The following is a 13,061-nucleotide window of genomic DNA, read 5'->3' as shown; positions in this document are numbered from 1 at the left end:
CTGGGAAATCTTAGGGACCCTAGGGCTCGTCCCGACCGAAGGACCTCAGCCAGCCGTCCAGGGCCTTCTCCTCGTCCACCGACAGCCAGCGCAGTCGGCCCTCGTCTTCGTCCTGCCAGTCATAGGCTGGGGCAGCGGTGAGGTACGGTTTCCCTATGGTCGCTGAGGGGCTTTGCTTGCGGCAATGCCAGTAGTAGGAGCGGCGTAGCCGCAGGCGAGCCTAGAGCGTAGGGAGGGCCAGAGGAGAGAGCGAAGCTCCCTCTGGTCCCCCGGAGCGTGACAGGAGACTTGTTTGCACTTTTGCCTGTCCAATGGGCTGCAAACTGCAAACCAAGGGTTCTGAGAGTGGCTCGATTGTCCCCTAAAGCTGTCCCCTAATGCGAAATCGTCAGTTTCGTAAGCCATTGATTTTGCGGGATATTTCAGGATAGGAGACAGGTGGCGTCCCCGAGAGGATTCGAACCTCCGACCTACGGTTTAGGAAACCGCCGCTCTATCCGGCTGAGCTACGGGGACCCAGGCGCCTAAGCCATTGACCTATCAGGTTTTGCCGCCCCGCACAACACGAGGCCTTGCTTTGGCCCTGGGACTTCTGTCAGGCACTCGGTGCCCTGAGGATGTGCCCAGCGTGGGCCGCTCGATCAGCAGCATCGCGGCACCAGCTTCGCGATGCCGCTCCACCGTGCCTCCGGCGTCATGACGGATCGTGCGCCCGGGTCGGACAGGCCGATACGAGGAACTACGTGACCATGCCGGCCTCGATCTCCGCGACCCTCAGCGCCTGAGACCCGGACATCATGAACGCCGCCCATGAGCAGTATGCAGGACGGCGCTACGGCTCGGTGGACGGTAGGTCCGCGCCGAGACCGACGGGCCGTCCAGCTCCATAGGGGCGCGAAAAACCCTGCAGCGTGCAGTCAAGTTCAGCGGGTCGCTCGGCTCCCGCGAGTCGAGAGGGCTCGTGGGCAGCTTGATTGCCGACCGGGGCGCCCATGGCCGATGACAAAGATGAAATACCCGTCGTCCTGGGGCAGCTGATCCCCGGGACCAATGACATCGCGCCGCAGGTTCGGATCAGATGCCCGTACTGTGGGCAGGCGCACCATCACGTATGGGTCAGCCGCACGACCAGGCCGCGCCGCCGGACGGCGCCGTGCTCCAGCAGCGACACCAAGCGGGAATACAAGGTCGGGCCTGGGCCGTTGTCGATACCGGATGCATGATCGTGGCGCCTCGACCCGAGGCGGGCCATGAAGCCATTCGTGCCCGGCCGCAAGGCGCTCGTGTTGATCGTCCCGCGGCTGCCGCGCCGGGCCACAGGCCGGCCGAGCTAGGCCATCGTGTCCGTATCGACCTTCTCTGCCGAAATGAACGAGCTGGACGCGGTGTTGATGATGATCGGCTGGCCTTCGTTCGGGAACGACATGCCCCTGATCTTGATGAGCGTGTTGTTGACGTCCAGGATCTCGCACGATGGATATTCCGACCACAAATCGCCCTCGATCATCGTGATCCTGTAGATTTCTCCAACCTTGAACATGCACAGCCTCTCCCGGTTGGCGCTGACCCCGATACAATTTGCAGTATCGCGCACTATCTCTCCGGGTGCTGATGACATCCTGATGATGCGAGCCGATGGTCGTCGGCAAGTGGCTTTTGTCGCGCCCGCCCTCAAAGCGCGCGGGGCCTCATGAGCATCGCTCATGACCATCTCGGCAGGTGGAGACAAGCTTGATGTCTACCGTCGGCCTGACGGGCGGCATGCGTGACGTGGTTGACGCAGCGCAAGGACGCCGGCCGGAATCGCCGCTAGAATTGGATGTAGCGCTGATCGCCTTCCTTCGCGCCGCGGCGCAGGGCGCGACGTTGACGGGCCTTGCCTGCGAAGTGTCGACCATCAAGGAGGTGCTGCCATGACGTTGCATGCCGATTGGAAGCCGGCAGAGGAGGTCGCGGCGGAGATCGCTGCTGACGAGGCCGCCCTGTCGAGGATCGTCGTTGATCTGTGGGAGCGCGTCGAGGCGCTCGAGCGGGAGATGGCGCGGCTGAGGCAAGGCCCGGTCCGCAGTGATCCCTGGTAGGCCTCTCGGGCCGCGTCGTCAGATGGTGTCGGCGTGGCCGGCCGCCGCATGCAGCCGGGCCGCACGATGATGCGGCCCGCCGGAAGATGATGCGACGGCGCGCGCTTTGCCGGCGGGCTCGCGTCCCGTCTCGATCTCGCGCGTTCCCTTACCACCACCAGGAGCGGCGATCGCGCCAGTCGAGCCGGCCGTCGTGGTTGCGGTCGTTGCGGCTGAGGATGCGCCGGTCGCGCCAGTCGACGCGGCCATCGTGGTTGAAGTCGCGCACCCCGGGGCGGTCGCGCCAGTCGACGCGGCCGTCATGGTTGCGGTCGCGCCAGCCGTTGTGATTGCCCTGCTCCCAGCCGCGATGCCGCCAGTCGCTGCGCCCGTCGCGGTCGCCGCCGCCCTTGGCGGACCAGGCGGCCTTGTTGTTCCAGTCGCCGGCCATGGCCTGCGTGCTGAGGCCGGCGCCGAGAGTGCCGATGATCAGAGCGGCAAGAAGTTTGCGAGACATGAGCTTTCTCTCCCCTGCACGATAAGACAGCTGCTGTCCCCAACTTTGTTGCAGCGACCGTGATGGCCGATGTGGTTGCCACTAGGGATTTCTTGTGAAAAGACCGGGGCGATTTGAGGCGGAATTGGGGCGTCGCGGCACTCTGCGGCGGGCCGCCCATCGCTTCGCCATCCGCGCCCCGGTTTGACCGCGGCCGGATCGGCGCTAGAGTCGGCGCATGAAGCTCAAGCCCCTGGGCCGCACCGGCATCTCCGTCTCCGAGCTCTGCTTCGGCACCATGTCGTTCGGCGGCGATGCCGACGAGGCGATGTCGGCGGCGATGTACAAGGCCTGCCGCGATGCCGGCATCAACGTCTTCGACTGCGCCGACGTCTACAACGGCGGCCGCTCCGAGGAGATCCTCGGCCGCCTGTGCGCCGGCCACCGCGACGCGCTGGTCCTCACCACCAAGTGCTTCGGCGCCACCGGCGCCGATGCCAATGCCCGCGGCAATTCCCGCCGCCACGCGGCGCGCGCCGTCGAGGCCAGCCTGCGGCGCCTCGGGACCGATCGCATCGACGTGCTGTTCCTGCATCAGTTCGACCGGCTGACGCCGATCGATGAATCGATGCGGGCGCTCGAGGATCTGGTGCGCGCGGGCAAGGTGATCTACCCCGCCGTCAGCAACTGGACGGCGTGGCAGGCGCAGCAGGCGGTGGGCGTCCAGGAGCGCCATGGCTGGTCGCGGCTGCAGGCGATCCAGCCGATGTACAATCTGGTCAAGCGCCAGGCCGAGGTCGAGATCCTGCCGATGGCCCTGGCCAACGGCATCGGTGTCATGCCCTACAGCCCCGGCGCCGCCGGCCTGCTGTCGGGCAAGTATCTGGGCCAGGCGACGGGACGCCTGAAGACCAACAAGATGTACGAGGCGCGCTACGGCGAGCCTTGGGCGTTCGAGACCGCCGAACGCTACGTCGCCTTCTGCCGCCAGCGCGACCTGCATCCGGTCAGCGCCGCCGTCGCATGGGTCGGGGCGCATCCAGCCGTCACCGCGCCCATCATCGGCGCCCGCAACGTCGAGCAGCTGCGGGATTCGCTGGCCGCCGCCGCCGTCGACATGACGCCGCAGCTGCGGGCCGAGATCGCCGCCTTCTCACGCACGCCGCCGCCGGCCACCGACCGCCTGGAAGAGCAGAAGGCACCCTGAGCAAAGCCGCAGACGCTCCGGTTATCCTCAGCGCGTCGGCGGCAGCTGCTGGACGGGTGGTGGACGCGTGCCTAGGGTGGCCTCGCCCCTTCTGATCAAGGTCAAACCCATGGCAAAGAACATGGCGCATCGGCGATACCAGAAGGCCGCGCGACGCAAGGCGGTGCTGGCGGAACGTCGCCGGATCGCCGTGCTGGACATGTCGCTTCCGGCCCGGATTCGCCGTGCCGCCGCGGGTCCCTTCCGCCACTGCCTGCTGCAGGAAGGCCTGTTCGAATCCGGCGTGGCACGGCTGGTCGTGGTGCGCGGCGCGCCCGGCGAGACGATGTTGTGCTCGTTCCTGCTCGATGCGTTCTGCCTGGGCGTCAAGGACGTCGACGCGCAGGCTGTCATCCCCGATGAAGCCGCCCAGGTCATCGAGGCGATGAGTGATGATGCGCCGTTCAGGGCTGTCAGGCCCGCCTACGCGTGCAAGCTGGTGCGCGACCTTATAGCCTGGGCCGGCTCGATCGGCTTCCCGCCGCCGCCGCTTCTGGCCGCCGCGCAGCAGATCTTCGGCGGCGTGAACCCTGACAGCTGCGCTGACGTCTTCACCTTCGGCAGGGCAGGCAGGCCCACCTATGTGCCGGGTCCGGCGGACACGCTGGCGATGACGAACGATCGGCTGCGGCAGCTGCGCGAGCGCCTGGGCAAGGACGGCTTCGACTTCATGGTCATGATGCCGTCCGGGCTGCGGCTCGAGGTCGAGCTCGCCGACGATGAGACGGACGATGTCTTCGATATCCAAGCCGCAGCGCAGCGCGGCTGCGTGTCCGCACCATCCCGCCACAGCGCTTGAGCCGCCGGAGCGGATATCGCCGGTCCGGCCGGGTCACGGCAGGCTGCCCTGTCGGCGCCGCGCGATGCCGCGGACCTGCCTTGGCCCGGGCATCCGCGGCGGATATAGGCGGCGGCGTCCCTATGACGCCGCGACCGTCGCGGCTGCCCGGGCCGGCTCGCCTGCCGCCAGCGCTGGCCAGCGGTCGACGAGGCCGAGCGCGCGTTCCAGCGCCGCGCCGATGCGCAGCACCATGGGCTCGTCGAACGGCCGTCCGACGATCTGCAGCGACAGCGGCAGGCCCGCGCTCGAGAACCCGGTCGGCACCGACATCGCCGGGTTGCCGGTGACATTGAACGGCATGGACTGCATCGGCCACGCCGTCGGGTAGCCGTCGCGGTAGTCGGTGAAGCGCGGCGCCTGGCCGAGCGACGAGGCGGTGATCAGCGCATCGTAGCGTTGCAGCACCTGGGCGTTGAGCGCGGTGGCCAGCTCGCGGCGCAGCCGCAGCGCCTGCGTCAGGTCGGCCGCCGAGATGAGTGCGCCGGTGATGATGCGGCTGTAGGTCATGCGCGCATAGTCGAGCGGCCGGGTCTGGAAGTCCTGCTCGTGGATCGCATAGGCCTCGGCGTTCAGGATGATGCGGCCGCAGGCGTTGAACAGGTCGTAGTCGGGCAGGGTGACCTCCTCGACCTTGGCGCCCTGCCGGGCCAGCGCCTCGGCTGCCGAGTCGATGAAGCCGATCGTCTCCGGCGAGACGCCGTCGGCCCGGGCGTAGAAATGCCGCGGCACGGCGATCTTCAGGCCGTGCACGCCCCAGTCCAGGCCGCGGCTGAAATCGGGCATGTCGACGTCGGCGCTGGCCGGGTCCTGCGCATCGTAGCCTGCGATCACCTGCATGGTGAGCGCGCAGTCCTCGACCGTGCGCGCCAGCGGGCCGCAATGGTCGAGCGTGTAGGACAGGGGGAAGACGCCGCGGCGCGACACCAGGCCGTATGTTGGCTTGAGGCCGACGATGCCGCAGAACGCCGCCGGCCCGCGGATCGAGCCGCCGGTGTCGGATCCCATCGCCATGCGGCAGAACCCGGCCGCCACGGCCGCGCCCGAGCCGGACGACGAGCCGCCGGGGATGTGGTCGCGCTGCCACGGATTGCGCGCCGGCGGGAACGGCAGGTCGAAGCTGGGGCCGCCGATGGCGAACTCGTGCGTCGCCAATTTGCCCAGCAGCACGCCGCCGCCGTCCTTCAGCCGCTGCGCCACGACCGAGTCGGTGGTGGGCACGACATCCAGCCGCAGCTTGGAGTGGCAGGTGGTGCGGATGCCGGCGGTGTCGTAGATGTCCTTGAGGCCGTAGGGGATGCCCTGCATCGGCCCCTTGTCGATGCCGGCCTTGAAGTCGGCATCGGCCGTCGCGGCGTCGGCCAGCGCCCGCTCGGCGGTCAGCGTGATGAAGCTGTCGAGGGCGCCGTCGAACGTCGCGATGCGCTCCAGCGCGGCGCGGGTGAGCGCGGTCGATGTCAGCGTGCCGGCCCGCAACCGGCCACCGGCCTCCGCGATCGACAGCGTGTGCAGCGCCTGCGCCTCAGCCATGGCGGCCTCCACGGCGGCTGCCGACGAGCGAGTAGATGTTCGACGGCTCCGCCGCCGCGCCGCGCGGCTGGCGCATCAGCGCGGTCATGCGCTTGAGCTCCTTGTAGCTGGTCAGGACCGCATCATGGCGGTCCGCCGGAATGGTCAGTCCGGCCTTCCTCGCGACAATGTCGAGCTCCAGCCTGAGGTCGTCGTCGGACAGCGGTGTGGTCATCGCGCAGTCTCCTGCCGCGTCGGCATGACGGGCATTATGTACGGCATAGTTGCATGCGGCGTGGCACGATGACAGCCATGCCGATGCAAAAACCATGCGGCAGGTGTGTCGGTCTTGATTCGTAACTTCGGCACACGCTCGTAGGAAAGCCGTCGCGTCCCACGGCTGTCATCCTGAGCGAAGCGAAGGATCTTGCGGTGTTGATCCCAGGCACTGCAGGTGCTGATGGGCATCAGCACCGCTATTGCTTTCGCCGAGGGATTACCGGAAGAGATCATCCAGCCCGGGGCGATCCTGCTGCTGCGGCTCTTCCTTCATCAACTCAATAAAATCGTCGTCAAGCTTGTCGACGATCGCGTCCAGCCAGCTCCAGTCGCTGGCAACGGGCTCGAGGATGACGGCGCTGCCGTGGCGTCGGATGCGGACTTTCCTGCCTGGAAAGCGAACATCCTTCGGCAACCGGACCGCTTGGGAACGTCCGCATCGGAACAGCTTGGCCGTTTCCATCGGATCACCTCGAATGCCACATACTGTTGATAATGGCATCCGAGGTCGGTATGTGAAACCTGCCAGGAGCAGAGTCCAGCCGGCCGCCTCATCGTACCGAATTATAGGCCGCGAACTCCGCCCTCGTGTCGGAGATGGAGAACCAGCGGTGCTGGTCGCTGCGGAAGTGCCGCCAGTTCTCCAGCACCTTCTTGAACTGGGCGTTGGCGGCCGCCTCCTCGTCGAGCACGGCTTCGAGCGCGCCGCGCAGCGCCCGCACCACCTCGGTCGGCAGCACCGACAGCTGCGTGCCGGCCGCGACCAGGCGGGCGATCGCCGTGGCGTTCTTGGCATCGTAGGACGCCAGCATCTCGGTCATGGCGTAGTTGCAGGCGTAGCGCAGCACCGCTTGGTAGCGCGGCGTCAGCGCATCCCACGCCGCCTTCTGCACGAACAGCTGGTTGATCGCCTCCATCTCCATCACGCCGGGCGTGTAGTAGTATTTTGCGACCTTGTGGAAGCCCAGCCGCTCGTCGTCGTGCGGGCCGACCCATTCGCAGGCATCGATGGTGCCGCGCTCCAGCGCCGGATAGATCTCGCCGCCGGCGATCTGCTGCGGCACGGCGCCCAGCTTGGCCATCACTTTGCCGCCGAAGCCGGCGGTGCGCATCTTCAATCCCTGGAAATCGGCCGGCGTCTTCAGCTCCTTGCGGAACCAGCCGAACATCTGGCCGCCGGTGTTGCCGGCCGGCAGGGCGACGACGTTGAAGCTGTCGTACACCTCGTCCATCAGCTTGCGGCCGTCGCCGAACATCAGCCACGCGTTGTGCTGGCGCGGGGTGAGGCCGAACGGCACCGAGCCGTCGAAGATGAAGCTGGGGTTCTTGCCGATATAGTAGCCGGTATAGCTGTGGCCGCATTCCACGGTGCCGTTGGAGACCGCGTCCAGCACCTGCAGCGCCGGCACGATCTCGCCGGCCGCGAACGGCTGCAGCACGAACTTGCCGTCGGTCAGCTCGCCCACGACGCGCGCGATGGTGAGCGCGGCGCCGAACAGCGTGTCCAGGCTCTTGGGGAAGCTGGAGACCAGCCGCCAGCGCACCAGCTCGCCCGCCGGCTGGGCGATGGCGGGCGTGGCCAGGGCGGCGGCCGCCGTGGTGGCGGCCAGGGGCGCAAGGTTGCGGCGCGTGACGCGCCGGCGCAGCGTGGGCATCGGTTCCTCCTGTGCTTGCGGCCGTCGCCATCGCCATCGATGCCGCGGCCTTGGCGGGGAGCGTAGCACGGGCGGCGGCGCGGCAGCGGTCCCCGTCGCCTCATGGTTGCGGGCCAGCCATGGCGGAATCGATGGTGGCGACCGGGCGGCGGGACGGTGCAGGATTTGGCGGTCGCAGCGGAGGACACCACCTTGCACGGCAAACGTCCCACGATCTCGTCCCTCCATGGCGTCGTTGCCGCGGCCCACCCGCTGGCGGCGCAGGCCGGTGCCCGCATCCTGGGCAATGGCGGCAATGCCTTCGATGCGGCCGCGGCCACGGCGGCGGCGCTCAACGTGGTGGAGCCCTACATGTCCGGGCTTGCCGGCCTGGGCTACGCGGCGTGCTACGTCGCGGCCGAAGGCCGGGTGCGCACGCTGAACTTCGTCAACCCGATCCCGCGGCGCTTCCCCGTCGAGCGCTTCACGCAGCGCGAGGAGCTGGCGCGCGGCGCGCTCTCGGTCGGGACGCCCGGCAATCTGGCCGGCTGGTGCGAGATGGTGCGCGTCCATGGCCGCAAGGCGCTGCCCGAGATCTTCGCGCCGGCCATCGCGCTGGCGCGCGACGGCTATCCGCTGATCGAGTTCAACGTCGAGGAGACACGCGGCACCGCGCCCGAGCTGCGGCGCCACACGGCGCTGTTCGACACCTGGGCCCGCACCTACACCGACGGCACCGGCCGGGTGGAGCCCGGCTTCATCCTGCGCCAGCCCGATCTGGCCGGCACCCTGGAGGCGCTGGCCGCCGAGGGCCCCGGCCATCTCTATGGCGGCGCCCTGGGCCGCGCCGTCGTGGCGCACCTGCAGGCGGCGGGCGGCTGCCTCACGATCGAGGATCTCGAGGCCGCGCGGCCAGTCTGGGGCGAGCCGCTCTGCGTCACCTATCGCGGCCTGCGCCTGCACACGCTGGCGCCGCCCTGCGAGGGCTTCCAGTACCTGCTGACCCTGCGGCTGCTGGAGGATGCCGACCTGGCGCGCCTGGAGCGCAACGGCGTCGAGCATCTCGACCTCGTCTGGCGCGCCATCCGCCTCGCTGCCGGCGCCCGCATCGCCCACAACCACCCCTCGTCGGAGACGCTGGCATGGCTGCTGGGCGACGCGCATGTCGGCCAGCTGCGGGCGCGCCTGCATGACGGCCAGCCGGTGGAAGGGCCGACGGAGCAATGGACGCCCGGCGCGCCGCCGGCGGCTTCACCAGCGGCGGCCGCGATGGCCGAACAGCACACGACCTCGTTCTCGATCGCCGACCGCGACGGCAATGTGGTGTGCGTCACCCAGAGCCTGGGCAGCCCGTTCGGATCGGGCGTCGTGGTGCCCGGCACCGGAATGTGCCTCAACAACTTCCTGTACTGGGCCGACGTCAATCCGCACAGCCCCAACCGGTCGAAGCCCGGCGGCGTGCTGCCGGTGTGCATGGCGCCGTCCATCGGCCTGCGCGAGGACGGCAAGCCGGCGCTGGCCCTGGGCACGCCCGGCAGCTACGGCATCCTGCAGACCCAGGTGCAGGCGCTGGTCCAGCACCTCGATTTCGGCCTGCCGCTGCAGGACGCGATCGAGGCGCCGCGGGCGCGCCTGATGGACGGCCGCGCCGTGCACCCCGAGAGCCGCATCGACGAGAAGACCCAGGCGGCGCTGCGCCAGCGCGGCCATGCCGTCTCGCCGCTGCCGGCCTGGCACATGCGCGTTGGCGGCATGCAGGCGATCGCCATCGACGCCGCCACCGGCGCCATGACCGGCGCCTGCGACCCGCGCCGCGACGGCTACGTCGCGACGGCGTGAGGACGGTGTCGGGACACGCGGCGGCGCCGATACCCTATCGATCGGACCGTGGCGCGTCCAGGTAGCGCTGCCGCAGCTCGCGCTTCAGCAGCTTGCCGCTGGGGTTCTTCGGCAGGCTGTCGACGAAGACCACCCGCTTGGGAGTCTTGAAATGCGCCATGGCCTTGGCGCAGTGGTCGACGACCGCGGCTTCGGTCAAGGCCTGGCCGGTCTTGACGACTACGATCGCCGTGACCGCTTCGATCCAGCGGGGATGGGGCAGGCCGACCACGGCGACTTCCGACACCTGCGGCAGGCGGTAGATCACTTCCTCGACCTCGCGGCTGGCGACGTTCTCGCCGCCGGTCTTGATCATGTCCTTCATGCGGTCCACGACGGTGATGTAGCCGTCGGCATCGACGGTGGCGAGGTCGCCGCTGTGGAACCAGCCGTCGGCGAAGGCATCGGCCGTCTTCTGCGGGTCGTTGTAGTAGCCCGACAGCAGATGTGGCGAGCGGTGCACAATCTCGCCGACCTCGCCGACCGCGACGTCCTGCATGGCCTCGTTGACGACCCGGGTTTCGACATTGATCGCCGGCTTGCCGGCGGAGCCGGCCTTGCGCACCTGGTCCTCGGGCTTCAGCACGGTGGCCAGCGGTGCGATCTCGGTCTGGCCGTAGAAGTTCCAGAAGCGCACATCCGGCAGACGCTGCTGCAGCTCGCGCAGCACCTCCACCGGCATGATCGACGCACCGTAGTAGCCCTTGCGCAGGCTGGTGAGGTCGGTCGCATCGAAAGCGGGCGAGCGCAGCATGCCGATCCATACGGTGGGCGGCGCGAAGAACGACGTCACGCGATGAGCGGCGATGCGTGGCAGGATCAGGTCGGGCGCGGGCTGGCCCATGATCACGCTGGTGGCGCCGAGGTAGATCGCGGGCCCGAGGAAGACGTCGAGCTGGGCGCAGTGGTAGAGGGGCAGGGCGTGCAGGACCACGTCATCCTCGGCCATGCCGCCCTCGATGATGCAGCTGACATACTGCCACATCACCGCCTCGTGGCTGAGCATGGCGCCCTTGGGCAGGGATTCGGTGCCGCTGGTGTAGATGATCTGCGCCAGGTCGCGGCTGTCGACCTCGGCGCCGAGCGGCGTCGCATCGCCATCGAGCAGGTCGTCGAAGGTGGTCATGCCGGCCGCCGGTGCCGACGGCTGCTCGCCGGGCAGCCAGACCAGCGACCTGACCGCGCAGCCCGTCGCCGATGCGGCCCGCGCCGTGTCGATGAGATCCGGGCCGGCGGCGAGCACCGTCGCGCCCGAGCTCGCCAGGATGAAGCGGATCTCGTCCGGGTTGAGCATGAAGTTGATGGGCACGATCACGGCGCCGATGCGCGCCAGCGCGAAGCGCAGCGCGGCGAAGCTGTGCGAGTTGCGGGACAGCACCGCGACCCGGTCGCCCTTGGTCACGCCGAACCGGCGCAGGCCGCGGCCGAGGCGGTCGCAGATTGTGTTCATCTGCGCGTAGGTCCAGGTCGTGACGCCGCACTGGATGGCGATCTTGTCGCCGAGCCGCCGGGCGGAGCGGCGCAGCATGTCGCCGATGCCCTGGGTCCGCGCGCGCTGGATCGTGGTCGCAAGCTCATCCGTCATGTCGCCGCCTCCCGCGCGGTTTTCGATTGTGCTGCGCCGAAGGCCGCAGCATTCCCGCTTATCGCATCCGGACCGGGCTGTCGCATATGAAGCAACACCGCGCCGTCGCCTTTCCGAACCGCCTGCGCTCGCGTAAGACTCCACAGCTTCAGATTCCCGGACGACGACCATGCCATCCTCCTTCAAGACGATCCATGCCCGGGCCGCCAAGCGCAAGGGCGGCGAGCGCGCCCTGGCCGACCTGCTGCCGCCGCCGCCCGATGCCAAGGCGCTGGCGCGGCTGAAGGACGATCGGGCACTGGCCGAGATGACGAAGCGCATCTTCTCGGCCGGCTTCGTGTGGAGCGTGATCGAGAACAAGTGGCCGGGCTTCGAGGAAGCCTTTCTCGGCTTCGTGCCCCAGCGCCTGCTGTTCGAGACCGAGGAGTTCTGGCACGCGCTGACGCGCGATCAGCGCATCGTGCGCAACGGCGCCAAGATCATGGCGGTGCGCGACAACGCGAAGCTCGTGACCGAGATCGCGGCCGAGCACGGCAGCTTCGGCAAGTTCCTGGCCGCCTGGCCGGCGACCGACCAGATCGGCCTGCTGGAGCTGCTGGCCAAGCGCGGGGCGCGGCTGGGCGGCAACACCGGGCAGTATCTCCTGCGCTTCATCGGCAAGGACGGCTTCGTGCTGTCGCGCGACGTGATCGCCTGCCTGCGCGATTCAGGCCTCGATATCGCCGAGCAGCCGACCTCGAAGAAGGACCGGCGCAAGATCCAGGACCAGTTCAACGCCTGGGCCGCCGAGAGCGGGCTGCCGGTCCTGCACGTGTCACGCATCTGCGCCATGTCGATCGGCCCGAACTACGAAGCCGAGGCCCTGCGCCGGATGGGGAGCGGCGAGGAGTAGCGCCGACGGCCTGATGCACCCGGTCGAGAAGGCTGCCGATGAGCATCAGTCCATGCACGCTCTCCCTGGACGTAGCGCATTTAGGAAGAAGCGCGGTTCTCACAGCTGTCATCCTGAGCGAAGCGAAGGATCTTGCGGTGTTGGCCCCAGGCACTGCAGATGCCGGTGCGCATCAGCACACAATTCTCTGACGACCCACCGCAAGGTCCTTCGCTTCGCTCAGGACGACAAGAGGCGATGAAAGATCGAGCGGAACGATCCCGGTGGCGGCGTCGGTCGCGAATGCGCAGGCTTTTTGCGGCTCGAATGCTTGCGGCGCGATGGAGGGGCGCACGATGTTGAAGCCCTGCTCGACCGGAACGTAGCGTGCTCGTCGCGCCTGGACCGACATCGTGCCTCCTCTAGCAGCCTGTCGGACTTGAGCCGAGAGCTGGAATGAGATTCATTATCGAGGGTTGATATTGGCTCGAGCCAGCGTGGTTGTGATGAGTAATTTCCGCCAAGTTGATCGTCAGATCGATTTTTTGCTGCCGCCGTCGGTGGACGAGTGGCTTCCGGAGCGTCACCTGGCGCGGTTCGTGGTCGAGGTGATTGATCGGCTGGACCTGTCTTGCATGGTGAAGTCGTATCGCGGCTCGGGGTCG

At 68.2% G+C, this 13,061-nt stretch carries 14 protein-coding genes, 1 tRNA gene and 1 pseudogene; 7 read left to right on the top strand and 9 right to left on the bottom strand.

Going from position 1 to position 13,061, the window contains the following annotated elements:
• Positions 1 to 439: 439 nt before the first annotated feature.
• Both FHP25_RS34045 and FHP25_RS34040 read right to left on the bottom strand, forming a co-directional pair.
• Positions 440 to 516 (bottom strand) — tRNA-Arg (locus FHP25_RS34045).
• Between the two features lie 814 nt (positions 517 to 1,330).
• On the bottom strand, positions 1,331 to 1,540 hold the full coding sequence (locus FHP25_RS34040) for a hypothetical protein (protein WP_147851455.1): 210 nt from the start codon (positions 1,538 to 1,540) through the stop codon (positions 1,331 to 1,333).
• Between the two features lie 194 nt (positions 1,541 to 1,734).
• On the opposite strand from FHP25_RS34040, the gene FHP25_RS34035 reads away from it, so the two are divergent.
• Entirely contained in the window at positions 1,735 to 1,917 is a 183-nt protein-coding gene (locus tag FHP25_RS34035) for a hypothetical protein (RefSeq protein ID WP_147851454.1), read from the top strand.
• Entirely contained in the window at positions 1,914 to 2,081 is a 168-nt protein-coding gene (locus tag FHP25_RS41105) for a hypothetical protein (protein WP_178133987.1), read from the top strand. Before FHP25_RS34035 ends, FHP25_RS41105 begins: the two co-directional genes overlap by 4 nt.
• 148 nt (positions 2,082 to 2,229) lie before the next feature.
• Here FHP25_RS41105 and FHP25_RS34030 read toward each other — a convergent pair whose 3' ends face one another.
• A complete protein-coding gene (locus tag FHP25_RS34030; RefSeq protein ID WP_147851453.1) occupies positions 2,230 to 2,577 on the bottom strand; it encodes a hypothetical protein in 348 nt (115 codons plus the stop codon).
• 217 nt (positions 2,578 to 2,794) lie between these two features.
• Here FHP25_RS34030 and FHP25_RS34025 point away from each other — a divergent pair, with 217 nt between their 5' ends.
• Together FHP25_RS34025 and FHP25_RS34020 are read left to right on the top strand one after the other, a co-directional pair.
• The gene (locus tag FHP25_RS34025; RefSeq protein WP_147851452.1) at positions 2,795 to 3,763 is read left to right on the top strand and encodes an aldo/keto reductase; all 969 of its coding nucleotides are present in this window, start codon (positions 2,795 to 2,797) and stop codon (positions 3,761 to 3,763) included.
• Between the two features lie 109 nt (positions 3,764 to 3,872).
• Positions 3,873 to 4,601 (top strand): hypothetical protein, encoded by a 729-nt coding sequence (locus FHP25_RS34020; protein ID WP_147851451.1) that lies wholly within the window; start codon positions 3,873 to 3,875, stop codon positions 4,599 to 4,601.
• Between the two features lie 120 nt (positions 4,602 to 4,721).
• Here FHP25_RS34020 and FHP25_RS34015 read toward each other — a convergent pair whose 3' ends face one another.
• The 4 genes from FHP25_RS34015 to FHP25_RS34000 all read right to left on the bottom strand — a co-directional run bounded on the left by FHP25_RS34015 (position 4,722) and on the right by FHP25_RS34000 (position 8,083).
• Complete coding sequence (locus tag FHP25_RS34015; RefSeq protein ID WP_147851450.1) at positions 4,722 to 6,170, bottom strand: amidase; 1,449 nt, start codon at positions 6,168 to 6,170, stop codon at positions 4,722 to 4,724.
• Positions 6,163 to 6,384 carry a hypothetical protein gene (locus FHP25_RS34010; RefSeq protein WP_147851449.1) on the bottom strand — a complete coding sequence of 74 codons (222 nt, stop codon included), beginning with the start codon at positions 6,382 to 6,384 and terminating at the stop codon, positions 6,163 to 6,165. The genes FHP25_RS34015 and FHP25_RS34010 overlap by 8 nt, the downstream gene beginning before the upstream one ends.
• 261 nt (positions 6,385 to 6,645) lie before the next feature.
• A complete protein-coding gene (locus FHP25_RS34005) occupies positions 6,646 to 6,891 on the bottom strand; it encodes an antitoxin (RefSeq protein WP_147851448.1) in 246 nt (81 codons plus the stop codon).
• Between the two features lie 88 nt (positions 6,892 to 6,979).
• Entirely contained in the window at positions 6,980 to 8,083 is a 1,104-nt protein-coding gene (locus FHP25_RS34000; RefSeq protein ID WP_147851447.1) for a TRAP transporter substrate-binding protein, read from the bottom strand.
• 192 nt (positions 8,084 to 8,275) lie between these two features.
• Here FHP25_RS34000 and FHP25_RS33995 point away from each other — a divergent pair, with 192 nt between their 5' ends.
• The gene (locus tag FHP25_RS33995; protein WP_231712579.1) at positions 8,276 to 9,901 is read left to right on the top strand and encodes a gamma-glutamyltransferase family protein; all 1,626 of its coding nucleotides are present in this window, start codon (positions 8,276 to 8,278) and stop codon (positions 9,899 to 9,901) included.
• Positions 9,902 to 9,935: 34 nt separating this feature from the next.
• Here FHP25_RS33995 and FHP25_RS33990 read toward each other — a convergent pair whose 3' ends face one another.
• Positions 9,936 to 11,525, bottom strand: coding sequence for an acyl-CoA synthetase (locus tag FHP25_RS33990; RefSeq protein WP_147851445.1), 1,590 nt, complete (start codon positions 11,523 to 11,525; stop codon positions 9,936 to 9,938).
• A gap of 169 nt (positions 11,526 to 11,694) precedes the next feature.
• Here FHP25_RS33990 and FHP25_RS33985 point away from each other — a divergent pair, with 169 nt between their 5' ends.
• Positions 11,695 to 12,417, top strand: a complete 723-nt coding sequence (locus FHP25_RS33985; protein ID WP_147851444.1) for a DNA-3-methyladenine glycosylase I — start codon at positions 11,695 to 11,697, stop codon at positions 12,415 to 12,417.
• Positions 12,418 to 12,589: 172 nt separating this feature from the next.
• Here the strand turns inward: FHP25_RS33985 and FHP25_RS33980 are convergent, their stop codons facing one another.
• Complete coding sequence (locus tag FHP25_RS33980) at positions 12,590 to 12,808, bottom strand: hypothetical protein (protein ID WP_147851443.1); 219 nt, start codon at positions 12,806 to 12,808, stop codon at positions 12,590 to 12,592.
• A 94-nt stretch (positions 12,809 to 12,902) separates the two neighbouring features.
• Here FHP25_RS33980 and FHP25_RS42065 point away from each other — a divergent pair.
• Positions 12,903 to 13,061, top strand: a pseudogene (locus tag FHP25_RS42065) (IS5/IS1182 family transposase); the annotation flags it as partial.

Source organism: Vineibacter terrae, from assembly GCF_008039615.1.
In the GTDB taxonomy this organism is placed as follows: domain Bacteria; phylum Pseudomonadota; class Alphaproteobacteria; order Reyranellales; family Reyranellaceae; genus Vineibacter; species Vineibacter terrae.
Note: the sequence above shows the minus strand (reverse complement) of the source record. Positions and strands in the feature narration are given on the sequence as shown.

Coding starts and splice junctions, on each gene's coding strand:
- FHP25_RS34025 (WP_147851452.1), top strand. CDS start 2,795: ATGAAGCTCAAGCCCCTGGGCCGCACCGGCATCTCCGTCTCCGAGCTC.
- FHP25_RS34005 (WP_147851448.1), bottom strand. CDS start 6,891: ATGGAAACGGCCAAGCTGTTCCGATGCGGACGTTCCCAAGCGGTCCGG.
- FHP25_RS34020 (WP_147851451.1), top strand. CDS start 3,873: ATGGCAAAGAACATGGCGCATCGGCGATACCAGAAGGCCGCGCGACGC.
- FHP25_RS41105 (WP_178133987.1), top strand. CDS start 1,914: ATGACGTTGCATGCCGATTGGAAGCCGGCAGAGGAGGTCGCGGCGGAG.
- FHP25_RS33990 (WP_147851445.1), bottom strand. CDS start 11,525: ATGACGGATGAGCTTGCGACCACGATCCAGCGCGCGCGGACCCAGGGC.
- FHP25_RS33980 (WP_147851443.1), bottom strand. CDS start 12,808: ATGTCGGTCCAGGCGCGACGAGCACGCTACGTTCCGGTCGAGCAGGGC.
- FHP25_RS34015 (WP_147851450.1), bottom strand. CDS start 6,170: ATGGCTGAGGCGCAGGCGCTGCACACGCTGTCGATCGCGGAGGCCGGT.
- FHP25_RS34040 (WP_147851455.1), bottom strand. CDS start 1,540: ATGTTCAAGGTTGGAGAAATCTACAGGATCACGATGATCGAGGGCGAT.
- FHP25_RS34030 (WP_147851453.1), bottom strand. CDS start 2,577: ATGTCTCGCAAACTTCTTGCCGCTCTGATCATCGGCACTCTCGGCGCC.
- FHP25_RS34000 (WP_147851447.1), bottom strand. CDS start 8,083: ATGCCCACGCTGCGCCGGCGCGTCACGCGCCGCAACCTTGCGCCCCTG.
- FHP25_RS34035 (WP_147851454.1), top strand. CDS start 1,735: ATGTCTACCGTCGGCCTGACGGGCGGCATGCGTGACGTGGTTGACGCA.
- FHP25_RS34010 (WP_147851449.1), bottom strand. CDS start 6,384: ATGACCACACCGCTGTCCGACGACGACCTCAGGCTGGAGCTCGACATT.
- FHP25_RS33985 (WP_147851444.1), top strand. CDS start 11,695: ATGCCATCCTCCTTCAAGACGATCCATGCCCGGGCCGCCAAGCGCAAG.